Genomic DNA, 24,794 nt, shown 5'->3' with positions numbered 1-24,794 from the left:
CCGGAAAGGCTAAGAAATGAGCATTGATGTCACCGTCCCCGCATTGGGCGAATCGATTACCGAAGCCACTGTCGGCGAATGGCTGAAACAGCCGGGCGATGCCGTCGCCGCTGACGAGCCTGTGGCGAGTCTGGAAACCGACAAGGTCTCGATCGAAGTCCCCGCCCCGGCGGCAGGCGTGATGGGCGAACATGCGGTTGCCGAGGGCGATACCGTCGAAGTCGGCGCGCTGATCGCTACTATCGACACCGATGGCAAGGCTGCACCGAAGGCAGCGCCCGCGGCAGAAAAGACCGCTGCGCCTGCGCCTGCCCCGGCACCGACAGAAGCACCCAGCGGCGAAGTCCCTACCCTGTCACCGGCGGTGCGCCGTCTGGTGCTGGAGCATGGCGTCGACCCGACCAAGATCAAAGGCACGGGTCGCGATGGCCGGTTGACCAAGGAAGACGTTCTGGCCGCCGCCAATAACAAGGGTGCTGACACCGCGCCTGCTCCGGCGGTCGCTGTATCCGGCACTGCTGCCCCGGGCCGCGAGGTGGAGCGTGTGCGCATGACCCGCATCCGTCAGACCATCGCCAAGCGTCTTAAATCAGCGCAGGATAATGCCGCGCTGCTCACCACCTTCAACGATGTCGACATGACCGCAGTGATGGAAACGCGAGCCAAGTATAAGGACCTGTTCGAGAAGAAGCACGGCGTCCGCCTCGGCTTTATGGGCTTTTTCGCCAAGGCGGCGTGTATGGCACTCAAAGATGTCCCCGCCGTCAACGCCCAGATCGAGGGCGATGAGATCATTTATCACAATTATGCCGATATCTCGGTCGCGGTCAGCGCGCCCAATGGTCTGGTGGTGCCGGTGATCCGCAACGCCGAGAGCATGAGCTTTGCCGATATTGAAAACACCATCGGCGATTTCGGCAAGCGTGCCAAGGCAGGCACGTTGAAAATGGAAGAGATGCAGGGAGGCACCTTCACCATCTCCAATGGCGGCGTGTTCGGATCGCTGATGTCGACGCCGATCATCAACCCGCCGCAATCCGCTGTGCTCGGCCTGCACCGTATCGACAAGCGTCCAGTGGTGATGCCCGATGGCTCAATCGCGGCACGTCCGATGATGTATCTCGCGCTGAGCTATGACCATCGCCTCATTGATGGCAAGGAAGCGGTGACCTTCCTCGTCCGAATCAAGGAAGCGATTGAGGACCCAGCGCGGCTGTTGATAGATTTATAAGGACCACGATAATGCATAAATTGATCAAAGCATCGACTATGTGTGCCATTGCAACACTAGTCCTTTCCGCCTGCGGTGAAGAGTTTTCTAAGAGCTTCAAAGAGGGTGCGGTGCCCGCTTTTGTAGAATCCTGCACCGCAGAGGCAATCAAGACCGGCACGCCCAATGAAGTGGCTGAGCCGCTATGCCAGTGCACCGCAGAACGCGCCGCAGAGAACCTGGAAGTATCAGATTTCATCGGCGGTGATGAGGAAAAGTTCATGCCTTTTGTTGATCAGTGCGTATCAGAACTGCTCAATGAAGACGGCACGCTGAAAGCCGCGAATTGACTTATTCGTTTAATGTCCCCGTTCGGGCTGAGCTTGTTGGAGCCTTGTCCTTTTGGGGAGCTAAAGAAAAAACGGCCCTTCGACAGGCTCAGGGCGAACGGAGTTAGAGATGAGCAACGAATTCGACTATGATGTACTGGTAATCGGCTCCGGCCCCGGTGGCTATGTCGCCGCCATTCGTGCTGCACAGCTCGGGCTGAAGACCGCCTGTGCCGAAAGCCGCGAGACGCTGGGCGGTACTTGCCTCAATGTCGGCTGCATCCCTTCCAAAGCGCTGCTCCACGCTTCTGAACTGTATGAAGAAGCCCATAGCGGCGCGCTTGAGAAATTTGGCATCAAGCTCACCGGTGCCAAGCTCGATCTCAACCAGATGATGGCCGAGAAAGACGAAGCCGTGTCTGGCCTCACCGGCGGCATCGAATTTCTGTTCAAGAAGAACAAGGTGACCTGGCTCAAAGGCCATGCCAGCTTTGAAGATGCCAACACGGTCAAGGTCGGCGACGAGACAGTGCGCGCCAAGAATATCATTATCGCTACCGGCTCATCGGTCACGCCCCTGCCCGGCGTCGAGGTCGATAATGGCAAAGGCATTGTCGTTGATTCCACCGGAGCGCTGTCATTGCCAAAAGTGCCTGACCATCTGGTGCTGATCGGCGGTGGCGTTATCGGCCTGGAACTCGGCAGCGTCTGGCGGCGTCTCGGTGCCAAGGTCACTGTAGTCGAGTATCTCGATCAAATCCTGCCCGGCATGGACGGCGAAGTGCGCAAAGAGTCGGCCAAGCTGTTCAAGAAACAGGGCTTTGACATCAAAACCGGCACCAAGGTGACAGGCGTTACCGTAAAGGGCAAAAAGGCGACGGTCAGCATCGAGCCGGCTGCAGGTGGCGACACTGAAACACTGTCCGCTGATGCGGTTCTGGTGTGCATTGGCCGCAGCCCGAACACCGAGGGGCTGGCACTGGAAAAAGCCGGTCTGGCCACCAATAATCGCGGTCAGATTGAGGTCGGTCACGACTTTGCGACCAGCGTTTCCAATATCTACGCCATTGGCGATGTAATCCCGGGGCCGATGCTGGCGCACCGTGCCGAGGATGAAGGCATTGCGGTTGCGGAAAACATTGCGGGCCAGACGGGTATCGTCAATCACGACCTCATCCCTGGCGTCGTCTATACCCATCCGGAAATCGCCAATATCGGCAAGACCGAAGAAGAGCTGAAAGAGGCGGGCGTTAAATACAAAAAGGGTAAATTCCCCTTCATGGGCAATAGCCGCGCCAAGACCAATCGCGACACTGACGGCTTCGTCAAGGTTCTGGCCGATGCCGAAACCGACCGGGTTCTCGGCGTGCATATCATCTCCTCGCTCGCGGGCACGATGATCGCACAGGTCGTTCAAGCAATGGAATTCGGCGCAACATCCGAGGACATCGCCTATACCTGCCACGCCCACCCGACGCACAGCGAAGCGGTGAAAGAAGCGGCGATGGCGGTGACCGGCAAACCGATCCATATCTGACAGGGGCATGCGCTGACCGGACGATAAAACCGCAACGCCACCATTGACTCCAATCCTCCTTGGTGTTTTATGACAGTAAATCACTAAGGGGGGGTTATCATGATAGTTCCATTGAGACTTGCCTTCGCGTCCTGCTTGCTGGCTGGCACCATATACGCCCCAGCCATGGCCATTGCACAATCTTCCGAACAGGCGGAAGCGGTCACGGATGAAGCAAGATTTGATGCCAAGAACCTTCGGGAAACGATGGCTAGGGTGGCAGCACTTCCCAATGTCGGAGGCATTGCCGTTGGGGTTATCCGTGACGGAAAGCTGGTGCATAGCGAATATGCCGGAGAGGCTTCACCGGGTGTACCGGTAACGAAGGATAACTGGTTTAACCCCGCATCCGTATCGAAGACCCTGATTGCCGAGACGGTTTTGCGCTTGGTCAATCGCGGCGCAATGTCATTGGATGATCCGATAGGCACATATTTCCGCCATCCCCATCTGACTGACGATCCACGCTACGACCTGCTTACCCCGCGTATTATTCTCTCTCATCAAACCACTTTGCGAAACTGGCCCTATAACTATGACGATAATCGTCTCGCCTTTCTCGGAGAGCCGGGCGATGGCAAGGTGAGCTATTCAGGCGCGGCAATCGAGATTCTCATGCGCTATCTGGAAGCCCGCTTTGAAGCGACATATCCCGAACTGGTAGAGAAAGAACTGCTAAAGCCCCTGGGCATTGAAGGCGTCAGCGTGGGGCGATCTCCTATTGTCGAACCAAATGTCGCGCGCGGAGTGAATCGTGATGGCGAGTGGCAGGATGCCTTTCGGCGGTCTCAGGATGGCACGATAATACAGGAAAGCGATTATAGCGCAGCGGACAATATGTTCGCTACAGTGCCCGGATACGCTTCCTTGCTTTCTGCGTTAATTTCCAAAAAAGGGCTTTCGAACGAATTGATTGCCGAGCGGCAAACAATATTTGCGCGCGGTTCGGAGCGGGATCCCGGCTATGATTGCCCTCCTACGATCAGCTATTGTCCGGAAAACCTGGGGTACGGGCTTGGCTGGGCTGTGTTTGAGGATGGCGGCAAACGCGTTCTCAACCATGGCGGGAACGATTTTGCCGAACATGCGCAGGTCTATTTCGATCCCGATAGCGGCGACGGCCTCGTGCTCTTCATGACAGGCGGCAATGCGTTTCGCCATGGCCTTGAGGTGATAGAAGCGATTGAACCGCAAAATCCGATGTATCGCTATTATGATGCCTTGATTTCCTTAATGCAGAAATCGCAAGGCCAATAACTGACACGGCAAATCGGGGCTGGAATTATATCCCGACAGCATTAGGAGAGGCGGATGGCCTCCCCTCTCCCCACCGCCGAAGTAATAGGCCCGATCCTGACAGCACTCGATCTGTTCGGGATCGCGGTTTTTGCAGCATCCGGCGCATTGGCGGCGGCGCGCAAGGGGCAGACACTGGTGACGTTCAGTTTTTTCGCGCTTGTGACTGGTGTCGGCGGTGGCACAATTCGCGATCTGCTCATCGGTGCGCCGGTTTTCTGGATTGTCGACAGCCGCATACTCATCGTCATCTTTGCCGTTGTTGCGGCGATATGGGTTACGCCGGAACGCTGGTGGAAGGGCCGTATGCTCGACTGGTTCGATGCCGCTGGCCTAGCCGCCTATGCGGTATTCGGCGCGGCCAAGGCGCTGGAATATGGCGTCGATCCGCTGCCTGCTTTGGTGATGGGCGTAGTGACCGCATGCGTCGGTGGTGTGATCCGCGATGTGCTGGCGGGCGAGCCGTCAATCCTGCTCAAGCCCGAAATCTATGTCACCGCCGCCGCACTGGCGGCCGGGCTATTTGTCGTGTTTGAGAGCTTGGGCATATTAACCCCGGTTGCCGCATTGCTCGCTGCGATATCAGGCTTTGCCTTGCGCGGCGCGGCGATCCATTATGCCATCGGTCTGCCCAGCTATCGCGGAAAGGAACCGCCTTTATGACACCCCCCAGATTAACCGACGAACCCGGTGCTTTGGCGCTGGCCAAGCGCATAAAGGCGGGCGAGCTGACCGCGTTGGAAGCCACTGAGCAAGCGATAGCGCGCATTGAAAGCACAGATGGTGCGCTTAATGCCGTTGTGGTGCGCGATTTTGAGCGGGCACGGGAAGCAGCGCGGGCGCTGGATGAAGCTGGACTAGGTGAAGACCAACCACTTTTCGGTGTACCAATGACGATCAAGGACTCGATTGATGTCGCCGGTCTCCCTTCAACCTGGGGCCTGGAAGCGGCCAAGGGCAATATCGCACAACGTGATGCGGTCGTGGTGCAGAGAGTACGCGCAGCCGGAGCGGTGATCCTCGGCAAAACCAACGTGCCGCCGCTGCTCGCCGACTGGCAGTCCGCAAACCCGCTTTATGGCATTACCAACAACCCGCATGACACAAGTCGCGTTCCCGGAGGATCATCGGGCGGCGCGGCGGCTGCGGTGGCGAGCGGCATGGTGCCGATAGAAATTGGCTCGGATATTGGCGGCTCGGTCCGTGTTCCCGCGCATTTTTGCGGCATTTATGGCCACAAATCCACCTATGCCTCTGTGCCATGCGAAGGGCAGCATGTCCCCGGACTGGATGGTGCTGACCCGGCGCTGGGCGTGGTGGGACCACTGGCGCGCAACACCGATGATCTGGCGGTGCTGTTTGATCTGATAAGCGATCCGGTATTGCCGCTTTCCGGCAAGAGGCTATCCGATATGCGTTTCCTTCTGGTAGATACCCAACCGATTGCGCAGGTCGAAAGTGCAATTACCGATGCCATGGGAGAGCTAGCAGACCGTTTGCGGACCGCAGGAGCGCAGGTCGATCATGAAAGCCCGGCCCTGCCCGATTTGGAGGCGCAGCATCGTGACTATATGCGGATGCTGGGCATCACCATGTCCGGCGGCGCGCCGGGGCCTGATGGCAAACAGGCCAGCGTGCGCGACTGGTTTGATCTGTGCGATGCGCAGGCGCGTAATCAGCGGCAGTGGCGTGATCTGTTTGCGACCTATGACCATGTACTCGCCCCGCCTGCTGGCATCACTGCCTTTCCGCATGATCCCAAGCCGGGTATGGCCGGGCGGATGATCGCCATCAATGGCGAAGAAACAGTTTTTGCCGATCAACTGGCCTGGGCCGGTCTGGCGAGCTTCCCTGGCCTGCCCTCCACCGCAGCGCCCATTGCTGCAGATGATGCTGGCCTGCCTATCGGGGTGCAGATCATGGGTGACAGACTGCGCGATCGCGATTGCATAGCCGCTGCAGGGATGATCGGTGCACTGTTTGGTGACGCGGCCTAGGCCCTTTAAAACTCTTCGTTCTGGCCAGCACCGATCTGAATATAGTCGATCTGGCCAGCGGTGACACCACACAGGAATGCCTCCTGACCCTGCGGATAGGCTATGCGACCTTCGACCCGCCAGCCATCGCCATCACGGCTGACTGAAGTGATGCGGTCAATTTGACCATCACCGGCCTGCGCCTGGGCTGCAGCGCTGCACTGATCAGCGGCGTTGCTGAGCTCGCTGACACCACCCGTCGCGCGGTTAACCGGAGGCAGGGTCTGTTGCGGCACTGGAACCGGCTGCTGCACAACCACCGGTGGATTGCGCGGATATTCGCGTTCATTGCGGTCGCGGCTACCACGGGTTGCGGCACTGGCAATCGCAGCTATCCCGCCAATGATCAGTGCGCCCGCGAGTATATCACCGCCTCTGATACCACGGCGACAGCGGCCCCAGCCGCAGCGACGCCAGCGACGACGGCCCCAGCGATTGGCGGTTTCATCGGCCTGATCCCATTGGATGTCATCCATGTCGAGGAGGCTGGTTTGTCGCAGCTGCTCCACATTATAGGTTTTCGGGCCACTGCCCAGCGGTGCAGCCTGAACCGGCGCAGCCATGGCAAGAGCAGCGGTGAGCATCAGCGTGCCGCTAAGGGTTTTCCCGGCTTGCAATGTGTTTATCATATCCATTCCCTGTTCAATTCATGCGCGGACCTTGCGGTCCATCAAGCACGCCCCATTGGGGCTATAGCATATGGGGCTGGCCCTGAGATGAACCAGCCCCGCCCCCGGGGCACCCGGACTTACCGGCCATTACCAAGCCGACGCAGCTGGATGCCGCTGATGCGGCCATTGTCCACGCGACAGGTGAACCGGCCGCGATCAATGTTGCGGAAGCCGCGGAAACGATCCTCGACCACGATACGGCCGCGGATGCGATAGCCGAAGCGAGTGCGGTCCACATCGCGGATCTGGGTCACATTGGCTGGCCCATAGATACGGCTAGCGCGGCGCTCTGCTGCACGGACACAGCGGTTAACTGCGCGGCGCGGGCCGATAAAGCCGTTATTGAAACCACGATTGCCGCGGCGCCAATCGCCACGCCAATTGTTACGGTGGAAATTGTTGGCACGGTCATTGCGATCAAAGGCCCCGGCCAATGCGGCAATACCACCAATCACCACCGCGCCGGCGATTATCTCTCCAGCGCCAATGCCGCCGCGGTCATCATCGACATTTGCGAAAGCATAGCTCGGGGTAACGGCCATTGCGAAGGCAGCAGCGGTTCCAGTGAGGGCTTTGAGAATCTTCTTCATCGTCAATGTCCTTTCGTTCGCTGCTCGAGAACCATTTCCGAGCTTGCAGAAAGGACATTAGTTCATGTTCAATGAGGTTTTCCTGAACATGTAAAATGGCATTTGTTCATGTTAAGGATTGTTTTTATGAACATTCTTCGTTTTGCGAATAAAGAAGCCCTCTCCCCTTCAGGGGAGAGGGTTGGGAGAGGGGGAGTTCCGCAGGCACAAAGTCTAGGCGATAGCCCCCTCCCCTAACCCCTCCCCTGAAGGGGAGGGGAACATCTTTTACTCAACCGCCAACCCTGTATGATGCGCCAGGAAGGCGTAGATATCGGAGTATTCCTCGATAATCTTCTCGGTCGGCTTGCCCGAACCATGACCCGCACGCGTTTCGATACGGATGATCTTGGGCGCAAGGCCAGTGTCTGCCGCCTGTAGCGCCGCAGTATATTTGAAGCTATGTCCTGGCACCACGCGATCATCGGTGTCGGCAGTAGAGACAATCACCGCCGGATACTCGGCACCGCTACGAATGTTGTGATAGGGTGAATAGCTCAGCAGATTTCTGAAATCCGCTTCCCTATTGGGATAGCCATAATCATCGACCCAATAGCGCCCGGCGGTGAAGCGGTCGAAGCGCAACATATCCATCACGCCGACAGCGGCATGGCCAGCGGCGAACAGATCGGGCCGCTGATTGACCACTGCCCCGACCAGCAAGCCACCATTGGAGCGACCTTCCACGGCAAGCTGATCCTTGCCGGTAATCCCTTCGGCGATCAGATACTCGCCTGCCGCGATAAAATCATCAAACACATTCCGCTTGTTCAGCAACCGCCCACCATCATGCCAGACTTTGCCATATTCACCGCCGCCACGCAGATTGGCCATGGCGAAGACGCCGCCCGCTTCCATCCAGGCCATGCGCGTGGGCGAAAAGCCGGGCGTCAATGAGATGTTGAACCCGCCATAGCCATAGAGCAATGTCGGCGCTCCCTTGCTCAGGTCCAGGTCCTTGCGATGAACTATAAACATGGGGACGTCAGTGCCATCTTCAGACGAGTAGAAGACCTGCCGCGTGGTATAGTTGGTGGGATCAAAGGCCAGTTCGGGCGTCGCGAATACGGTGCTCTCACCCGTATTGGTATCAAGACGATAGACCGCGCCCGGCTGAGAGAAGCTGGAGAAGCGATAAAAGGTCTCCGGATTGCCGGGCTTACCACCAAAACCGCGTACCGTGCCGATATTGGCAAGGTCGATAACCCCCGCCTCGGTACCATCAAGCCTATACATCTTGGCCAGTGATTTAGCATCCTCAAGGTAGCTGACGATCATCTTGTTGCCGACAATCGAGGCATTGGAGAGCGTCGCCTCGGTCTCGGGGATAATTTCGGTCGGCTCTTCTGCCATATCCGCCATATCGAACCGCACGACACGCAGGCGCGGCGCATCCTTATTGGTGACAAAGTAGAGCTGGCCATCAACAGAATCGATAAGATCCCATTCATTGTCAAAGCCGCTGACCAGCGTCATTGGCGTCCAGTCGCCCTTGCCAATCGGGATCACGGTGATCTCGTATCTCTCGTCGGTACCGACTGAAGAGGTGATAACCACCCAGTGATTGTCATCGGTAACCGTAGCACTATGGCCCGTCTTGGGCGCATCGGGTGTGGCATAGACCAGTCGATCTTCTAACTGCGGCGTGCCGATCTTGTGATAATAGACCGCCTGATTGGTGTTCAGCGACTGAAACTCGGCGCCTTCTTCCGGTTCAGGGAAGCGCGAATAGAGAAAGGCATCATTCCCGACCCATGACAGGCTCGAGAATTTGACCCATTTAATCTCATCGTCCAGCACCTTGCCGGAGGCGACATCCACAACCTTAAGCGTGCGCCAATCCGAACCGCCATCCTGTATCGCATAAACGAGCTTGGAGCCGTCAGCTGAGGCTTCCCAACCGGCAAGCGCAGTCGCGCCATCATCGGACCAGCCATTGGGGTCGATCAACACCCTGCCCTGACCCTCCAAACCATCTCGTACATAGAGTACAGACTGGTTCTGCAGGCCATCATTGCGGCTATAGAAATATCGATCACCGCGCGCCTTGGGCAGGCCAAAGCGCTCATAATTGTAAAACGCGGTCATCTTCTTCGCCAGCGCTTCACGGCCCGGCAGATCATTCAGATAGGTATTGGTCACAGCATTTTGCTGCTCAACCCATTCGGCCACTGCCTTGTCCTCGCGCACATCATTTTCGAGCCAGCGATAGGGATCGGCGACATCGACACCGAATTGCGTATCAACGATATCAACGGTGCGTGTTTCGGGGTAGCTGAGTTGGCCCGATGGGGCAGATACCGCAGCGTCTTCTGCAGCATCGCTGACCTCACCAGCCACGGCTATGACAGGCAGGGTCGCTATTGCTGTGGCAGCACATAACAGGGGTGCGACGAGGCGTTTGGAACGCATGATATGGTCTCTCCTAGTGGGGTTTTAGCCGCGACACTAGGCACGCGCCTTGCCCCGCGCAAGCCTCGGTTGCTCCGGATCACGACCCTTTCGCACGGCCCTGATGGCTGGTAGATTGATCCAATGGCCCAGCCCTATATCCCGCCCTGTCAGGAAAGCCGCATCGAAGCGGAAGATTGTCCGCGTGCGGCAGGACGAGAACCCACGGTCCGCATCCAACGGCTTACCTTGGCGGCGTGTATATTGGCGTCCTCCATGGCCTTTATTGACGGCTCGGCGCTGACCGTCGCGCTGCCGCAACTGACACGCGATCTCGGGGGCAATATCGGCGCGGTGCAATGGGTGCTGAATGGCTATGTGCTGGCACTGGCCGCCTTTACCATGATCGGCGGCGCGCTGGCCGATGCCTATGGCCGCGCCCGGATGCTGACATGGGGCTGTATTGGCTTTGCCCTTGCCTCGCTGGGCTGCGCGCTTGCTCCGGGTGCCGAGATGCTGATAGCGGCGCGTGTGCTGCAGGGTCTGGCGGCAGCGATCATGACCCCATCGAGCCTCGCGCTGATAGGCGAGACTTTTGCCAAAGACGAACGCGCCCGCGCCATCGGTATCTGGGCCGGTGCATCGGCGCTGACAACGGCGTCTGGCCCTGTGCTGGGCGGGTGGTTGACTGAGACGTTCAGCTGGCGCGCGGTGTTCTGGATAAACCTGCCGCTTGCTGCAGTGGCGGTTGCGCTGCTGGCCATCGTCAGAAGACCAGGCATCACCGATCCCAAGCCCTTTGATATTGTCGGTGCGGTTTTGCTGGCGCTGGCGCTCACCGGTATTGCCTATGGCTTTTCTGTATTGGCACCGGAGGAAGGCGCCAGCACCCAAGCCTCTGGCCTTGATCTGTCATGGCCGGTATTTGCCGGACTGGGTGCAGGCTCTGCGCTGCTGGGGATATTCCTGATGTGGGAACAGCGCATTCCCGCTCCGATGATTCCGGGAAAGATATTCCGGTCCATCTCCTTTTCGGGCCTCAATCTGTCAACCCTGCTTATCTATGCAGGTCTATCGATCAGTTTCTTCCTGTTGCCGTTCCGGCTGATCGATGAGCTTGGCCTGTCCGCGACAAGAGCGGGCATGGTGTTCCTGCCCTTTACCCTGTTGGTCGGTCTGCTCTCCGGCTATTTTGGCGGTCTGGCAGACAGAATGGGGATCAAGCCGATGCTGATTATCGGCCCGCTGCTCGCTGCGATCGGTTTCGCCCTATTCGCCATTAATAGCGGCTTTGGATTAGTCATCGGCGTGATCCTGCCCATGGCTGTGGCAGGCTTGGGTTTTGCCATAATCGTCGCGCCGCTGACCTCGGGCATCATGAACAGCGTCGACGACCAGGATGAAGGCCTGGCATCGGGGATCAACAACACCTCCAGCCGTATCGCGCAGATGATCGGGGTCGCATTGGCCGCGGCCTTTGCGACAATGGCCACCGGCTATGCTGTTGGCATGTGGATGGCGGCGATATTGTGCGTTGCTGGCGCGCTTGTCATCATGGCCACCTTATCCGGCGGACGGCAAGCGCCGTTGGAGCCTTCCGCGCAGACATGAAAAAGGGGCGGCAAGCTTCTGCTCACCGCCCCTGAATCTCATTGTTAAGCCTATTAGCGATTATGCTTCGGCATATTCGTCCATTTCATTCTGGTCCGGACCGCTGTCCTGACCCTTGGCGTCTTCATCACGATCAACCAGCTCAATGACCGCCATAGCAGCACTGTCAGAAGCCCGAAAACCGGCTTTCAGAACGCGGGTATAACCGCCCTGACGATCCGCATAACGCTCAGCCAACTCTTCAAACAGCTTCTTCAGCTGGGTATCGTCCTTCAGGCGCGCATCGGCCAGACGACGGTTGGAAAGGCCACCCTTTTTGGCCAGCGTGATCAGCTTTTCGGTGTAAGGACGCAGTTCGCGTGCCTTGGCCAAAGTCGTGGTGATCTGCTCATGCTTAATCAGTGCTGCCGCCATGTTACGCAGCAGAGCCGCGCGGTGCGAAGAGGTACGCTGCAGTTTGCGTTTGCCGATTTTATGTTTCATGTCTCATTCCTTCGTTCGTAAGGGGGCCGTATCAGGTACCCCAGTGCTGGCCATTGAGGGCGGCCGTTTGCCCTATTCCTTCTCTCCCCTTGCGGGAGAGACAAGAGTTGGCTTACCAGCTTGCTGGTTAGCAACTCTCGAGAGGGGATCGCGTGACGCTGCCCCCTCTCAACTGCGACTAGGCAGCGAGCTGCCAAGTCTCGTTTCTCTCCCGCAAGGGGAGAGAGTAATCTGCTTACCCCAGCAGCTCCTGCTCAAGCTTCTTGGCCATTTCCTCGATATTCTCCGGCGGCCAGCCGGGGATATCCATGCCGAGGCGCAGGCCCATGCTGGACAGCACTTCCTTGATCTCGTTGAGCGACTTGCGGCCGAAATTCGGCGTGCGCAACATCTCGGCTTCGGTCTTCTGGACCAGATCGCCGATATAGATGATGTTGTCGTTCTTGAGGCAGTTCGCCGAACGCACCGAAAGCTCCAGCTCGTCGACCTTTTTGAGGAGGTAACGGTTGAGCTGGTTGGCGTCGCTTTCTTCCTGGCTCTGAGCGCTCTGCGCGGACGGGGTGGAAGCCGCCAGCGAGTCCTCAAAGTGGACGAACAGCTGCAGCTGGTCCTGAAGGATGCGCGCGGCATAGGCGATCGCATCTTCCGGGCTTACTGTACCATCGGTCTCAATAGTCAGTGCCAGCTTGTCATAGTCAAGCTCTTGACCGACACGGGTGTTCTCAACCTTATAGCTAACCTGACGGATCGGCGAGTAAAGCGAGTCAACCGGGATCAAACCGATTGGTGCATCGGCCGGACGGTTGGCGACTGCCGGGACATAGCCCTTGCCAATGTCGGCAGTCAGCTCAGCATTGAGCGACGCACCTTCATCAAGATGACAGATTACCAGATCCTTGTTGAGCACCTCAATATCACCGGAAACAGCAATATCACCGGCGGTCACAGTCGCCGGACCAGTGGCGGAAAGCTGCAGGCGCTTGGGGCCTTCGCCTTCCATCTTCAGAGCAATCTGCTTCACATTGAGGACGATGTCGGTCACGTCTTCGCGCACACCGGCGAGCGAAGAGAATTCATGCAGCACATTCTCGATCTTGATCGAGGTAATCGCCGCACCCTGCAGCGAAGACAGCAAAACCCGGCGCAGGGCGTTGCCCAGCGTCAGGCCGAAACCACGTTCCAGCGGTTCAGCAACAAAGGTTGCCTTGCGATTGGGATCGCCGCCAGCTTTCATTTCCAGGCTGTTCGGCTTCTTCAATTCCTGCCAGTTCTTGATGTTGACAGTCATGGACTTCCCCTAAATTTTTGGGCGGGAGCGGATTGCTGAATATCGGCACGTTCAGCAGGCTCCGGCCAGAGACAGGCAGGGATGGCACGTCTGCCATCCCGTTGGGACAAAGGCTGAAGGTTAGACCCGGCGACGCTTGGACGGGCGAACACCATTATGCGGGATCGGCGTAACGTCGCGGATCGAGGTAATGGTGAAGCCTTCTGCCTGCAACGCGCGCAGAGCGGACTCACGACCAGAACCAGGGCCTTTTACCTCAACCTCGAGGGTGCGCATGCCATGCTCGGCAGCCTTACGGCCAGCATCGGCAGCAGCGACCTGTGCGGCATAAGGGGTCGATTTGCGCGAGCCCTTAAAGCCCATCATGCCAGCCGAGGACCAGCTGATCGCATTGCCCTGAGCGTCGGTGATGGTCACCATGGTGTTGTTAAAGCTGGCGTTGACATGGGCCACACCAGACGAAATGTTTTTGCGATCGCTTTTCCGAACGCGTTGCGGTTCACGTGCCATAATATATTCCTGACCAAATAACTGCGGACAGGCTGGTTATCCCAGCCCTCGCTTATTTCTTCTTGCCGGCAATCGGCTTCGCCTTACCCTTGCGGGTGCGGGCGTTGGTGTGCGTGCGCTGACCGCGAACGGGCAGACCTTTACGGTGACGCAGGCCGCGATAGCAGGCCAGGTCCATCAGACGCTTGATGTTCATCGCGGTTTCGCGGCGCAGATCGCCCTCAACCGTGTGATCAGCATCAATGGTTTCACGGATCTGCAGAACTTCCGCATCGGAAAGATCCTGAACCCGGCGGGCATGGTCGATGCCCAGCTTATCAGCAATTTCGACCGCCTTGGTGCGGCCAATGCCGTGAATATAGGTGAGCGCAATAATCACGCGTTTATTTGTGGGGATGTTGACCCCGGCAATACGTGCCACTTAACTAGTCTCCTGCTCCACAGATGCGGCACCATTGCCAACATCCATCTCATCGCTTCAATCTATGAAAATGCAAAAACCCAGCGGCGCGCAGACGCACGGGCTGGATGATTCGCTTTGTCATATAGGGCGCGCATAAGCGGACTTCAACATGCTGTCAACAGTGGGCCTCAGACGCGGGAACCATGTACCATAAGCCATTGGCATTAATGAACCGATTTAGAGCAATTTTACAGTCAGCTTGGCGCGAATTGTGCCATGAGGGGCCTGAATTGCGGGAACCTCTAACCAAGATGCTGAAACACTGCGTTATTCTGCCTTGCTTGACGGCCAGCACTCTGGCTTTGGCTGTCCCGGCCTATGCCGGACGCTTGGAGGCGGGCAATTATGTCAGTCAATCGACGCTCAATGGTGGCAATGCGGCAACCCGCGTGAATTTTCAGCAGACCTTTGATCAACCGCCAGTCGTTGTCGTGTTGTCGAATTCACAGGGCAACCAGTCGGCGGCCATACGGATCACCAACGTCACCACCACCGGTTTTGACTCGCTGATCATAGAACCGGACAACTGGGATGGACGCCACGTGGCACAACAGGTGCAATATGTTGCCGTAGAACCAGGCCGTCATGTCCTGTCTGATGGTACGATAATTGAGGCAGGACGGACCAATACCAATCAGGTGCAAGCAGACCCGGTCATTGCCGGCCCTAGAGGCTTTACCAATGTCAGCTTTGATGGCCCCTTGAGTACCACTGCATCAGTCATATCCCAACTGCAGACCGCCAATAGTGAAACCCGCAATGTTCCCGCCCAGACCTCACGGCCATGGATTACGGCGCTTACGGTCAACCCCAGCGCCACTGGCTTCCAGCTCGCATTGGAACGCAGCGAAGCCAATAGCGGCACGGTGCAGACAGAAACGGTCGGCTGGATCGCCTTTCCGCAAGGAAGCAGCACCTTCCCCGATGTCAATGGCAACACCATCACTTGGGGCGCATCCAACCCGGCAACCGCTATTCGCGGTTGGGACGATGGCTGTTTCTCTGTACCCCTGCCGATAAACTCTCCCAATATCGTCGCTGTGGCCAAGAAGCGCACCCGCAATAACTCGGACGGTGGCTGGTTCCGCTATTGCAATCTCAATAATGGGACAATTTCGCTGCGCGTCGATGAGGATACCGACATCGACAATGGTCGTGGTCTTTCAAACGCACAGGCGGAAAATGCCGCAGTGCTGGCCTTTTCTCAGCCCTTTCATGCCAATTTGCGGCCAGAGATACAGGTCACCAAGACCAGTTTCACCGTTGCCTTGCCCGGCGATACCGGTTTTTCAACGCCCGGAGCGACCAAGGAATATCTGGTTACCATCCAGAATGTCGGCAATGCCCCGCCCAATCCCGACACAGTTATCATCACCGATAGTCTTGACCCCAATACATCGCTGATATTGGCCGATATCAATGGCGCAGGTTCTGGCCCTGTGCGCTATACCCCGGTCAATGGTGCAGGTGGCCTGACTTATAGCTTTGGCGGACTCGGTGCCGCTGGAGATGACTTAGGCTTCTCCAATGACGGTAGCACATTTGGCTATACCCCAACACCCGGCGCGCGTGATGAAGACAGCGCAGTGCAGGCGATCCAGATCAGCCCGACCGGCCTGCTGAGCGGTGACACCGGAAGCGGTCCGGGCGAGATTACCCTGCGCTATCGTGTCCTGATCGATTAAACGCTTTCGCTTCTATCGCGATGCCGCAAATGTGCCCAATATTTTGAGCCAATCTGCACCGCGACGGGATGATGCGCTGGATGGTGTCGACAGCGCCGCACATTCCAGACATTCAGCCTGAACATCGCTGGCCATCAACAGGCGCTCAAAATCCGTTGCCAGGCGGCCAAGCTGCATTTGCTGACGCGCCGCGACATAGCCAACCATGCTATTGGCCGCGCCCTGTTGCGCTTCATCATTGTTCATCAGGCCAGAGAGGAACTGAGCAAACTGATCAGGTTCCGGCTCAAGATAAACGGCGTGGTAATCGCCTTCAATTCCTGCCTGTTTGGCCGCTTCTGCCAGCGCATCGTCCAGACCACCGAATTTATCAACCAGACCATTTTGCCGGGCCGTACCGCCATCCCAGATGCGGCCCTGGCCAATAGCGTCGATCTGCTCCTTGCTCTTGCCGCGCGAGTCCGCAACGATTGTCAGGAACCGATCATAGCCATTTTCGATGCTGCTCTGGAGCACCGCATCAATGCTCTCGTTAAAGCCACCAACAAAGTCCGGCTGACCCGAAAGCGGCGTTGTCGTCACGCCATCGGCATTGACGCCAATATCGGCGAGAGCCTGCTCAAAACTGGGCAGCACTGCAAAGATGCCAATCGAACCGGTGATAGTCGAAGGTTCAGCAAAAATCTGGTCACCCGGCGTAGCGACCCAATAGCCGCCACTGGCGGCAAAATTGCCCATGGAGACAATCACCGGCAGGCCGCGCTCCTTATAAAGCATGATCGCCTTACGCATCTGCTCGGAGGCAAACATCGATCCGCCGCCAGAATCCACGCGGACAACAAGGGCTTTCAGATCCTCATTTTCCAGACCTTTGTAAAGCTGCTCCTCGATGCGATCTCCCGCTGCAACGCCAGGGCCAGCCTTTCCATCGACGATGGCACCGGCAATGGTGATCACGCCGATTTGCTCGCCGCTGGTGTCCGGCGCATTTGCTGCCAGCCAAACGGGAAGCTTCGTATGCTTGTAACTGCCCGGAGCATTCTCGTCGTCCACGCCAACCGTCTCCGCAACATGGGCGCCAAAGGCGACGCGGTCACCAATTTTGTCCACCAGCTTGCTGCCAAGTGCTGCTTGGGCGAGATCGCCCTTGGCTTCGGTGGCATAAGTGGCGGGGTCGGCAGCAATCTCACCAACCTTGGCGTCAGGACGCGCCGCACCCACATCGTCAAGATATTGCTCCCAAAGCGATTCTAGAACAGCGCTGAGCGCTTCCTTGGCTTCGGGCGACTGATCGGAACGCGAATAGGGCTCAATCGCGCTCTTATAAGTGCCGACTTTATAGATATGGGTGGTAATATTCAGCTTGTCGATGAGATCGGCATAATAGAGGCGGCTGCCTCCTGGGCCAGCTATGGCAACACCGCCCAGCGGATTGACCCAGACCTCATCAGCATGCGCCGCAAGCTGAAAGGCATCATCGCCGTAAATGGTGGCATATGCATAAACCGGCTTATCGGTCTCGCGCACCTTGTCGAGCGCATCGCCAATATTGGTCAGCGTGGCCTGCCCTGCACCAGCAAATTTATCGAGATCGAGCACCACTGCCTTGACCTGATCGTCTTCGACAGACGCTTCCAGCGCACGCACAATATCGCGGCGCAGATATTCCTTGGTCGGGGCAGAGCCCCTGGTCAGCAGCTCTAAGGGATCAACCTGAGACTTTTCCTCTACAATGATGCCATCAAGGTTGAGCAACAACGCGCCATCCTGCACCGCAGCGGCATTGGGACGACTGCTCAATATGCCTATCAGCGCCATGAAAAAGAGAAGCATGAAGAGAAGGACCAATGCGTCCTTAATGCCCACCAATACTTTCCAAGCGCCTTTTACAAATGCCACGTTATCGTCCCTGTTTATCTCTGCAGGATGCCCGCATCCCGGTGATTCTTGTCGAATTTCCACCCGCTAGCTGGTTTCTTTCTCCAGAAAAACAAGAAAAAAGGGGCGAACCCGCCCCTTGTTTCGACCGACTGCAACCGGAACGCCCGAAATATTTGCAGTTACCAGCGCAACAAGCGCGGCACGATCAGCCGGCCGGCAACAGCGCTGATCAGCACCGCTAGACTGTACCAGGTGCCGATATAAATCACGCCGTTGATCGGGCAGTAAATGCTATAGGCGGCGGCGCCAAAACCACCCGCGGCAAGGCCTACGAGCCAGCCAGCACGCTCCGGTGCCATCACTGCGCCGCGGCGTAGCCAGGTGACGATGGCAGCGCCGATCATCAGCGCCGACATGCCACTAAAGGTCAGGCATTCCCGGCCAACTGTCGGCACAAACAGGGAGGTCATCGCTTCTGCACTACGCGGAATATCGAGTGCAAAATTCGCCAAAGCCGCCAGCGGAAAAGCCGCCGCCAGCCCAAGCGCGATGCGCCAGGCAAGGCTTTCAAAACTGCGATTTTCACCGCCAACCGCCGGGCGAGCCATAGACATCGCGGCATATCCGGCGGTAAGCCCAACAGACAGCAGCGCCAGCAGACGCAAGACATAGATTGTCTCGATATTACCGCTCACCAGACCGTTACGCAGCCCCAGAAACAGCGATATCCCGACGCCGACAAACAGTGTCAGCGTAATCGCCATCGCCATGCCATCGCGGATGCGCAGTGGATTGACCGGTTCCAGATCATCCACCAATGCGCCAATATCAAACCCATGCGGTGCGGCCACGGCGACTTTCTCCATTATATGCTCTTGTGACATTCTTCACTCTACATCGCCCCATGGCGATAAGCCTTTATATACAAGCGCAAGCTGGCCAATGCCAATATGCGCGGTTTCATGCCCGATACAGGCACCATGTACCCACAGTTCGTTTCCATTGCCGCCAAGGTTACAGCGGTGCGCGTAATTGCGGTTTAAGGCCTGTCTCATGACGATTGCTCCACCAGCGCGTTCATCTTCTTGATGCCACGATGGATGTTGACCTTGACTAGGGATTCCGACTGGCCCGTCTTTTCCGCCGCCTCAACGATGGATAGCCCCTCTATCTTCACCATGCGGATCACTTCGGCCTGTTTCTCCGGGATCATCTCAAGCAGACGGTCGAGGCTGACCTTGGCCGAAACGCTTTCCTCTTCCGGATCGGCGAGCAGCTCCTCCTGAAGCCCGGTCTCGTCGGCACGATAGACTTTGCGCAGCTGGTCGATCCAGCGATAGCGCGCAATCGCGGCGAGCCATGGCAAGAATGCACGCGAGGGATCATAGCTGGCACGCTTGCGATGCACTGAAATCAGCGTTTCCTGGACAATGTCTTCCAGCAGAGAGGGCGCGATTTTGCGGGCATAATAACGCCGCAGCCATATCTGACACTCATCGAGCAGCCGGGCATAGGCGCGCTTGTCTCCCTGTTGGGAGAGCGTCATCAACTGACGCAATTCGTCTTCGCGCGATGCCACGTCTTATGCCCCTCTTCTATATGTAAAATGTGACTGCATTTCGCGGGTCAGGTCAAGGAAAATGCTGCGCGTGTTGGCAATCAGACAGGCGCATGTAACAGCGCCTGTCTGCATGATTGCGAGGAGCTCAGCCCAGCTTGTTGCCGATCAGCTTGTCCACCGAGAACAAGCCGCCACCGCGAATGATGAGGAACAGGGCAACTGCGGCCCATAGAGCCACCGTGGCCCAAAGGTGCGCAAAGGTCGGAAAAACGAAAATCTGAATCACCAAGGCCATGCCGATAGTTGCGAGCGCGCTAAAACGTGTGGCCAGCCCGAGGAACAGAAGGACCGCAACGGTTAGCTCGGTATAGGTGGTGAAATAGGCACCAAAATCGCCGTTGATGACGGGCACATTGTTAAACGGTGCGTCGCTAAACTGGTATAGTGCTCCTTCGCTCAAGCTGGTCCAACTGCCCTCTTCCAGACGGCTGGTTGCCGAGCGCCAGAAAACGCCACCGAGCGCCAAACGCGCGATCAGAAGTGCGATGGACTCAATCAGGCTTGAGTTCATCAGTTCAGTGAATTTGTTGATCATATTGGTCATATCGGTTCTGCCTTATCTCTAACTGTGTCTGTCAAACACATCAGGCAGACGTCATGCGTCCTCGCCCGATATGCTGCGCCTCAGAGCACCTGCTCCGACAAGAGCAAAAATCTGCTCTAATGCGCTATTCTCGCTGAACTGTTCGCAGGCCGCTTCGAGAAAGTTACGCATCCTTATCGATTTTTTTGCGATGGCGAAAATTACCGCGGCTTCTGCATGATGGGGATGCAGCAAAACCTCTGCTTCAGGACGCGCCAACAGCATGGCTGTGACAGGCGCTTCACTCTCAAATCCCGGGCCAAGCTCGGGTGCCAGAGGTGCCGAAAGAGGCACATAGTGCAGGCTAGGATGCCACTGCAGCGGCAGGTCAAGCAGCTCCTGCTCATCGAGCCCGGCAACATCCTGCATCGTGAGGCATTCCGCTTCAGCGGCATGATAGCTTTGCAACCAGGCCCATTCGATACGGGCGAGATCGGTGCTGGCCTCATCGACGCCATGCGCCGCGAGATAATCGCCAAACGCCTCGCCAATGCTGTTCATATCTCTGGTCATCACTTCATCGCGTTCGACAAAGGCGCGGCTGAGCTGGTTAAACGCTTCATCACCCAGCCGCTCGCGAGTTTTGGGATAGGTGTCTTCCAACGCCACCAGCCGCGCATGCGAGATAGTGTTGGCATGTGCTTTTAGCCCGAGAAGGGCGCGCTCGGGTCTCCCGGCAAATACGCCATCAGGAAAGGCACCCGGCCCGCGCTGCAGCACGGTCATAAAGTCGCGTTGTGCTGCGCTGTAATCGGGGGCTGATTTATCAGGCATCGACAGAACTTCTGGGTTCTCTTTCGCCAATTCCGTTCGCCTCGAGCGTAGTCGAGAGGCCGGTGCCGTTGGAGAGCTGTGTCTCGACTTCGCTCGACACGAACGGCTGGGTTCTTTTGGACTCAATAAACATTAGCTAGCGCTGGTTTCCAGCACGGGCGCTGTTTTTTCTGCCATAATGGCCTGCGCAGCCTGCACTTCGGCTATCAGCACAGCATATTCGGGGATATCCGTATCCCATTCAATCAATGTCGGCTTGGGGCCAGCCCGTTGTATGAAGCGCGCATAGAGCGACCAGCACAGATCATTGACAGGGCTGCCATGATCATCAATCAGCAGCGGACCATCATCATGATCCTCGCGTGCATGGCCCGCGAGATGAATTTCACCGACCAGAGCGGGATCAATCCGATCAATATAGTCCTCTGGGTCCGGCATGGTCTCCACACCATCCAGCGCTTTCATATTGGTAGCGCTGACCTCGACATTATTGATGTCAAACAACAGGCCGCAGCCGGTCATCGCGCAGAGGCGGTTAATGAAATCAATCTCGTCCATCTCATCATGATCATAAGCGAGATAGCGCGACGGATTCTCGACCAGCATCTGCCGACCGAGCCGGTTCTGCACCCGGTCAATCTGGCTGGCCAGATGATCGAGCGCGAATTGGGTATAGGGAATGGGGAGCAGATCGGGATAGCGGTCATCCGCCTGGCCGCTCCAGCTAATATGATCGGAAACGCTGGCAACCTCATAGCGCTCACACAGCCGTGCCATGCCTTCCAGATCATGTTCATTGAGGCCATCAGCAGAGCCAAGCGACAGCCCGACGCTGTGCAGGCTGAGCGGGAGATGGTCATTAATCGCTGTCAGCCAGCGATGCGGTGGACCACCGGCACCAAAATAATTTTGCGGATGAACCTCAACCCAACCCGGTGCCGTTCCATTGTCTACAGCAGCCAGCACGTCGCGATAATGGTGGGACTTAAGGCCGATGCCTGCCGAAGAAGGCAATGCAGACTGTATGTCCCTATGTGTGTTTATCACATTCATATAGCTACCATATCAGTCTTTATATCTTTTCATAACCACCACTTCGTCATTGCGAGCGAAGCGAAGCAATCCAGTGCGGCTTGGTGCTGCTCTGGATTGCCGCGTCGCTATCGCTCCTCGCAATGACGACACTGATAGATTAGCCGCGACGCGGAACTGGCTTCTTATTGCCTTTGCGCGCCGTCAGCGAGCCGCCCATTTTGACGCAGCTGCCTTTGTTGACATATTTCCAGGCGTTGCCCTGGTAATCGACAGTCGAGGTTCCGGCACAGCTGGTGCCCGGGCCTGCGGCGCAGTCGTTCTTGCCAGCCAGCGAAACGCCATAGCATTTTTCCTTGGCACCGGCAGCAGCAGCGGGCGCAGCCGTCATCGAAGCAGCGGCTGCCAGTGCAGCAGCGGCAGTGGCAATGGTGCCGATCTTGGTGATTGTCTTGGACATGGGGAAGCATCCTTTCGGGGTTATTGTAATAAGGCGAGGAAGCCGCAGCGATGGATGGCTGCCCTTCACTCTCCTCCCTGTTCGGATGGCTATTGCCCGGCGTTACAAATGCGCATGAAAAATTTCCCGATTCCGCTGTTGACGCATCATGAGTCCGCACCATATAGGCTCGCGTTAGCACTCCTCAAAGACGAGTGCTAATAGGGTCCTGACCCCAAGCATTTCGTATTCTATAGAAACATCACAGAAGGAAAGGGTGACGTATGAACTTTCGTCCTTTGCATGACCGGGTTCTGGTGCGCCGCATCGAAGCCGAAGAAAAAACCGCTGGCGGGATCATCATCCCTGACAGCGCCAAGGAAAAACCATCTGAAGGTGAAGTCGTCGCTGTAGGCGAAGGCCTGAAGGATGACGATGGCGATCGCATCGCGCTCGACGTCAAGGCTGGCGACAAGATCCTGTTCGGCAAATGGTCCGGCACCGAGATCAAGATCGACGGCGAAGACCTGATCATCATGAAGGAAAGCGACATCCTCGGCATTATGTCCTGAGGACCGGCTTTCCCCTCCCCATAACCATCACGCTAGAGAAGGAACTATCTCATGGCTGCAAAAGACGTTAAATTTAGCCGCGAAGCCCGCGAGCGCATTATGCAGGGTGTCGACACCCTTGCCGATGCTGTAAAAGTCACCCTCGGCCCCAAAGGCCGCAATGTAGTGCTCGACAAGAGCTTTGGCGCGCCGCGCATCACCAAGGACGGTGTTTCGGTTGCCAAGGAAATCGAACTGAAAGACAAGTTCGAGAATATGGGCGCACAGATGGTCAAGGAAGTCGCTTCCAAGACCAATGATGTTGCCGGCGACGGCACCACCACTGCCACCGTATTGGCTCAGGCCATTGTCCGCGAAGGCATGAAGTCGGTTGCCGCTGGCATGAACCCGATGGACCTGAAGCGCGGCATTGATCTGGCTGTCACCAAGGTTGTCGAGAACCTCAAAGGCCGTTCCAAGGACGTAGCCGGTTCTTCTGAAATCGCACAGGTTGGCGTTATCTCGGCCAATGGCGACAAGGAAGTTGGCGAGAAGATCGCTGAAGCCATGGAAAAGGTTGGCAAAGAAGGCGTCATCACCGTTGAGGAAGCCAAGGGCCTCGAATTCGAACTCGACGTTGTTGAAGGCATGCAGTTCGACCGCGGTTACCTGTCGCCTTACTTCATCACCAATCCGGACAAGATGGTATCCGAGCTGGATAACCCCTACATCCTGATCCACGAGAAGAAGCTCAGCAACCTGCAGGCGATGCTGCCGATTCTTGAAGCGGTTGTGCAGTCGGGTCGTCCGCTGCTGATCATCGCTGAAGATATCGAGGGCGAAGCACTCGCTACGCTGGTGGTCAACAAGCTGCGCGGCGGCCTGAAGATCGCTGCGGTCAAGGCGCCTGGCTTTGGTGATCGTCGCAAGGCGATGCTCGAAGACATCGCGATCCTGACCCAGGGTGAGATGATCTCCGAAGACCTCGGCATCAAGCTGGAAAACGTCACCCTCGGCATGCTGGGTGAAGCCAAGACCGTCACCATCGACAAGGACAACACCACCATCGTCGACGGTGCAGGCAATGCGGACGATATCAAGGCCCGCGTCGAAGCCATCCGCACCCAGATCGAGAACACCACCAGCGATTATGATCGTGAGAAGCTGCAAGAGCGTCTCGCCAAGCTGGCCGGCGGTGTTGCCGTGATCAAGGTTGGCGGTGCCACCGAGGTTGAAGTGAAAGAGAAGAAGGACCGTGTCGACGACGCGCTGCACGCAACCCGCGCTGCGGTTGAAGAAGGCATCGTCCCTGGCGGCGGTACCGCGCTTCTTTATGCCACTGCTGCGCTGGACGGCGTTGACGGTGACAATGACGACCAGACCCGCGGCATCGACATTGTCCGTCGTGCGCTGCAGTCTCCTGTGCGTCAGATCGCCGAAAATGCAGGCCATGACGGTGCAGTCGTTGCTGGCAAGCTGATCGACGGCGGCAATGAAAGCCAGGGCTTCAACGCTCAGACCGACGTTTACGAAGATCTGGTGGCTGCTGGCGTGATCGACCCGACCAAGGTTGTCCGTGCAGCGCTGCAGGACGCAGCCTCGGTTGCCGGCCTGCTGATCACCACCGAAGCGGCTGTTGCTGAACTGCCGGAAGACAAGCCAGCTGCTCCGGCTATGCCTGACATGGGCGGCATGGGCGGCGGCATGGGCTTCTAAACCCAACCGTTTCCATTCT

25 protein-coding genes are annotated in these 24,794 nt (G+C 57.3%); 10 read left to right on the top strand and 15 right to left on the bottom strand.

Translation table 11 applies throughout. The annotated features are described in order from the left end of the window. Positions 1-16: 16 nt before the first annotated feature. The 6 genes from odhB to RB602_RS05925 all read left to right on the top strand — a co-directional run bounded on the left by odhB (position 17) and on the right by RB602_RS05925 (position 6,408). Positions 17-1,231 carry a 2-oxoglutarate dehydrogenase complex dihydrolipoyllysine-residue succinyltransferase gene (gene odhB / locus RB602_RS05950; RefSeq protein ID WP_317083833.1) on the top strand — a complete coding sequence of 405 codons (1,215 nt, stop codon included), beginning with the start codon at positions 17-19 and terminating at the stop codon, positions 1,229-1,231. A gap of 11 nt (positions 1,232-1,242) precedes the next feature. Then, the gene (locus RB602_RS05945) at positions 1,243-1,560 is read left to right on the top strand and encodes a hypothetical protein (protein WP_317083832.1); all 318 of its coding nucleotides are present in this window, start codon (positions 1,243-1,245) and stop codon (positions 1,558-1,560) included. A 109-nt stretch (positions 1,561-1,669) separates the two neighbouring features. Then, the gene (gene lpdA / locus RB602_RS05940; protein WP_317083830.1) at positions 1,670-3,076 is read left to right on the top strand and encodes a dihydrolipoyl dehydrogenase; all 1,407 of its coding nucleotides are present in this window, start codon (positions 1,670-1,672) and stop codon (positions 3,074-3,076) included. Between the two features lie 165 nt (positions 3,077-3,241). Continuing rightward, complete coding sequence (locus RB602_RS05935) at positions 3,242-4,372, top strand: serine hydrolase domain-containing protein (protein WP_317083828.1); 1,131 nt, start codon at positions 3,242-3,244, stop codon at positions 4,370-4,372. Positions 4,373-4,426: 54 nt separating this feature from the next. After that, positions 4,427-5,074 carry a trimeric intracellular cation channel family protein gene (locus RB602_RS05930; RefSeq protein WP_317083826.1) on the top strand — a complete coding sequence of 216 codons (648 nt, stop codon included), beginning with the start codon at positions 4,427-4,429 and terminating at the stop codon, positions 5,072-5,074. Beyond that, positions 5,071-6,408: an amidase family protein gene (locus RB602_RS05925; RefSeq protein WP_317083824.1), complete on the top strand. Its 1,338-nt coding sequence runs from the start codon at positions 5,071-5,073 to the stop codon at positions 6,406-6,408. Before RB602_RS05930 ends, RB602_RS05925 begins: the two co-directional genes overlap by 4 nt. Before the next feature lie 5 nt (positions 6,409-6,413). Here RB602_RS05925 and RB602_RS05920 read toward each other — a convergent pair whose 3' ends face one another. The 3 genes from RB602_RS05920 to RB602_RS05910 all read right to left on the bottom strand — a co-directional run bounded on the left by RB602_RS05920 (position 6,414) and on the right by RB602_RS05910 (position 10,159). Beyond that, entirely contained in the window at positions 6,414-7,076 is a 663-nt protein-coding gene (locus tag RB602_RS05920) for a hypothetical protein (protein WP_317083823.1), read from the bottom strand. 119 nt (positions 7,077-7,195) lie between these two features. Further along, entirely contained in the window at positions 7,196-7,708 is a 513-nt protein-coding gene (locus tag RB602_RS05915; RefSeq protein ID WP_317083821.1) for a hypothetical protein, read from the bottom strand. A gap of 267 nt (positions 7,709-7,975) precedes the next feature. Then, positions 7,976-10,159 carry a prolyl oligopeptidase family serine peptidase gene (locus tag RB602_RS05910; RefSeq protein ID WP_317083819.1) on the bottom strand — a complete coding sequence of 728 codons (2,184 nt, stop codon included), beginning with the start codon at positions 10,157-10,159 and terminating at the stop codon, positions 7,976-7,978. A gap of 123 nt (positions 10,160-10,282) precedes the next feature. Here RB602_RS05910 and RB602_RS05905 point away from each other — a divergent pair, with 123 nt between their 5' ends. After that, on the top strand, positions 10,283-11,749 hold the full coding sequence (locus RB602_RS05905; RefSeq protein ID WP_317083817.1) for an MFS transporter: 1,467 nt from the start codon (positions 10,283-10,285) through the stop codon (positions 11,747-11,749). Between the two features lie 60 nt (positions 11,750-11,809). Here the strand turns inward: RB602_RS05905 and rplQ are convergent, their stop codons facing one another. The 4 genes from rplQ to rpsM all read right to left on the bottom strand — a co-directional run bounded on the left by rplQ (position 11,810) and on the right by rpsM (position 14,451). Beyond that, entirely contained in the window at positions 11,810-12,232 is a 423-nt protein-coding gene (gene rplQ, locus RB602_RS05900; RefSeq protein WP_317083815.1) for a 50S ribosomal protein L17, read from the bottom strand. 235 nt (positions 12,233-12,467) lie between these two features. Beyond that, the gene (locus RB602_RS05895; RefSeq protein WP_317083813.1) at positions 12,468-13,520 is read right to left on the bottom strand and encodes a DNA-directed RNA polymerase subunit alpha; all 1,053 of its coding nucleotides are present in this window, start codon (positions 13,518-13,520) and stop codon (positions 12,468-12,470) included. Positions 13,521-13,640: 120 nt separating this feature from the next. Beyond that, the gene (gene rpsK / locus RB602_RS05890; RefSeq protein ID WP_317083811.1) at positions 13,641-14,030 is read right to left on the bottom strand and encodes a 30S ribosomal protein S11; all 390 of its coding nucleotides are present in this window, start codon (positions 14,028-14,030) and stop codon (positions 13,641-13,643) included. A 52-nt stretch (positions 14,031-14,082) separates the two neighbouring features. Then, the gene (rpsM, locus tag RB602_RS05885) at positions 14,083-14,451 is read right to left on the bottom strand and encodes a 30S ribosomal protein S13 (protein ID WP_317083809.1); all 369 of its coding nucleotides are present in this window, start codon (positions 14,449-14,451) and stop codon (positions 14,083-14,085) included. 323 nt (positions 14,452-14,774) lie between these two features. Here rpsM and RB602_RS05880 point away from each other — a divergent pair, with 323 nt between their 5' ends. Further along, positions 14,775-16,178: an H-type lectin domain-containing protein gene (locus tag RB602_RS05880; protein ID WP_317083807.1), complete on the top strand. Its 1,404-nt coding sequence runs from the start codon at positions 14,775-14,777 to the stop codon at positions 16,176-16,178. Between the two features lie 12 nt (positions 16,179-16,190). Here the strand turns inward: RB602_RS05880 and sppA are convergent, their stop codons facing one another. The 8 genes from sppA to RB602_RS05840 form a co-directional block, all read right to left on the bottom strand. Next, complete coding sequence (gene sppA, locus RB602_RS05875) at positions 16,191-18,011, bottom strand: signal peptide peptidase SppA (protein WP_317083805.1); 1,821 nt, start codon at positions 18,009-18,011, stop codon at positions 16,191-16,193. Positions 18,012-18,238: 227 nt separating this feature from the next. After that, a complete protein-coding gene (locus RB602_RS05870) occupies positions 18,239-18,925 on the bottom strand; it encodes a DUF1109 domain-containing protein (RefSeq protein ID WP_317083803.1) in 687 nt (228 codons plus the stop codon). Positions 18,926-18,946: 21 nt separating this feature from the next. After that, entirely contained in the window at positions 18,947-19,114 is a 168-nt protein-coding gene (locus RB602_RS05865) for a hypothetical protein (RefSeq protein WP_317083800.1), read from the bottom strand. Then, complete coding sequence (locus tag RB602_RS05860) at positions 19,111-19,638, bottom strand: sigma-70 family RNA polymerase sigma factor (RefSeq protein ID WP_317083798.1); 528 nt, start codon at positions 19,636-19,638, stop codon at positions 19,111-19,113. The genes RB602_RS05865 and RB602_RS05860 overlap by 4 nt, the downstream gene beginning before the upstream one ends. Before the next feature lie 127 nt (positions 19,639-19,765). Continuing rightward, positions 19,766-20,224, bottom strand: a complete 459-nt coding sequence (locus tag RB602_RS05855; protein ID WP_317083796.1) for a DoxX family protein — start codon at positions 20,222-20,224, stop codon at positions 19,766-19,768. Between the two features lie 51 nt (positions 20,225-20,275). After that, the gene (locus tag RB602_RS05850) at positions 20,276-21,037 is read right to left on the bottom strand and encodes an HvfC/BufC family peptide modification chaperone (RefSeq protein ID WP_317083794.1); all 762 of its coding nucleotides are present in this window, start codon (positions 21,035-21,037) and stop codon (positions 20,276-20,278) included. 132 nt (positions 21,038-21,169) lie between these two features. Next, positions 21,170-22,051, bottom strand: a complete 882-nt coding sequence (gene bufB, locus RB602_RS05845) for an MNIO family bufferin maturase (protein ID WP_317083792.1) — start codon at positions 22,049-22,051, stop codon at positions 21,170-21,172. A gap of 178 nt (positions 22,052-22,229) precedes the next feature. Beyond that, a complete protein-coding gene (locus RB602_RS05840) occupies positions 22,230-22,529 on the bottom strand; it encodes a BufA1 family periplasmic bufferin-type metallophore (RefSeq protein ID WP_317083790.1) in 300 nt (99 codons plus the stop codon). Between the two features lie 263 nt (positions 22,530-22,792). Here RB602_RS05840 and groES point away from each other — a divergent pair, with 263 nt between their 5' ends. Both groES and groL read left to right on the top strand, forming a co-directional pair. Continuing rightward, positions 22,793-23,080 carry a co-chaperone GroES gene (groES, locus tag RB602_RS05835; protein ID WP_317083788.1) on the top strand — a complete coding sequence of 96 codons (288 nt, stop codon included), beginning with the start codon at positions 22,793-22,795 and terminating at the stop codon, positions 23,078-23,080. A gap of 51 nt (positions 23,081-23,131) precedes the next feature. Continuing rightward, positions 23,132-24,775, top strand: coding sequence for a chaperonin GroEL (groL, locus tag RB602_RS05830; RefSeq protein ID WP_317083786.1), 1,644 nt, complete (start codon positions 23,132-23,134; stop codon positions 24,773-24,775). Positions 24,776-24,794: the final 19 nt, after the last annotated feature.

The organism is Parasphingorhabdus sp. SCSIO 66989, assembly GCF_032852305.1.
Classification (GTDB): domain Bacteria; phylum Pseudomonadota; class Alphaproteobacteria; order Sphingomonadales; family Sphingomonadaceae; genus Alterisphingorhabdus; species Alterisphingorhabdus coralli.
Note: the sequence above shows the minus strand (reverse complement) of the source record. Positions and strands in the feature narration are given on the sequence as shown.

Bases quoted from the DNA above. Each gene is read 5' to 3' on its own strand.
- RB602_RS05945 (WP_317083832.1), top strand. From the start codon at position 1,243: ATGCATAAATTGATCAAAGCATCGACTATGTGTGCCATTGCAACACTA.
- RB602_RS05840 (WP_317083790.1), bottom strand. From the start codon at position 22,529: ATGTCCAAGACAATCACCAAGATCGGCACCATTGCCACTGCCGCTGCT.
- groL (WP_317083786.1), top strand. From the start codon at position 23,132: ATGGCTGCAAAAGACGTTAAATTTAGCCGCGAAGCCCGCGAGCGCATT.
- RB602_RS05895 (WP_317083813.1), bottom strand. From the start codon at position 13,520: ATGACTGTCAACATCAAGAACTGGCAGGAATTGAAGAAGCCGAACAGC.
- RB602_RS05925 (WP_317083824.1), top strand. From the start codon at position 5,071: ATGACACCCCCCAGATTAACCGACGAACCCGGTGCTTTGGCGCTGGCC.
- RB602_RS05870 (WP_317083803.1), bottom strand. From the start codon at position 18,925: ATGGAGAAAGTCGCCGTGGCCGCACCGCATGGGTTTGATATTGGCGCA.
- RB602_RS05915 (WP_317083821.1), bottom strand. From the start codon at position 7,708: ATGAAGAAGATTCTCAAAGCCCTCACTGGAACCGCTGCTGCCTTCGCA.
- rpsK (WP_317083811.1), bottom strand. From the start codon at position 14,030: ATGGCACGTGAACCGCAACGCGTTCGGAAAAGCGATCGCAAAAACATT.
- lpdA (WP_317083830.1), top strand. From the start codon at position 1,670: ATGAGCAACGAATTCGACTATGATGTACTGGTAATCGGCTCCGGCCCC.
- RB602_RS05865 (WP_317083800.1), bottom strand. From the start codon at position 19,114: ATGAGACAGGCCTTAAACCGCAATTACGCGCACCGCTGTAACCTTGGC.
- RB602_RS05855 (WP_317083796.1), bottom strand. From the start codon at position 20,224: ATGACCAATATGATCAACAAATTCACTGAACTGATGAACTCAAGCCTG.
- groES (WP_317083788.1), top strand. From the start codon at position 22,793: ATGAACTTTCGTCCTTTGCATGACCGGGTTCTGGTGCGCCGCATCGAA.
- odhB (WP_317083833.1), top strand. From the start codon at position 17: ATGAGCATTGATGTCACCGTCCCCGCATTGGGCGAATCGATTACCGAA.
- RB602_RS05930 (WP_317083826.1), top strand. From the start codon at position 4,427: ATGGCCTCCCCTCTCCCCACCGCCGAAGTAATAGGCCCGATCCTGACA.
- RB602_RS05850 (WP_317083794.1), bottom strand. From the start codon at position 21,037: ATGCCTGATAAATCAGCCCCCGATTACAGCGCAGCACAACGCGACTTT.
- rplQ (WP_317083815.1), bottom strand. From the start codon at position 12,232: ATGAAACATAAAATCGGCAAACGCAAACTGCAGCGTACCTCTTCGCAC.
- sppA (WP_317083805.1), bottom strand. From the start codon at position 18,011: ATGCTTCTCTTTTTCATGGCGCTGATAGGCATATTGAGCAGTCGTCCC.
- RB602_RS05935 (WP_317083828.1), top strand. From the start codon at position 3,242: ATGGCCATTGCACAATCTTCCGAACAGGCGGAAGCGGTCACGGATGAA.
- RB602_RS05920 (WP_317083823.1), bottom strand. From the start codon at position 7,076: ATGATAAACACATTGCAAGCCGGGAAAACCCTTAGCGGCACGCTGATG.
- RB602_RS05910 (WP_317083819.1), bottom strand. From the start codon at position 10,159: ATGCGTTCCAAACGCCTCGTCGCACCCCTGTTATGTGCTGCCACAGCA.
- RB602_RS05905 (WP_317083817.1), top strand. From the start codon at position 10,283: ATGGCCCAGCCCTATATCCCGCCCTGTCAGGAAAGCCGCATCGAAGCG.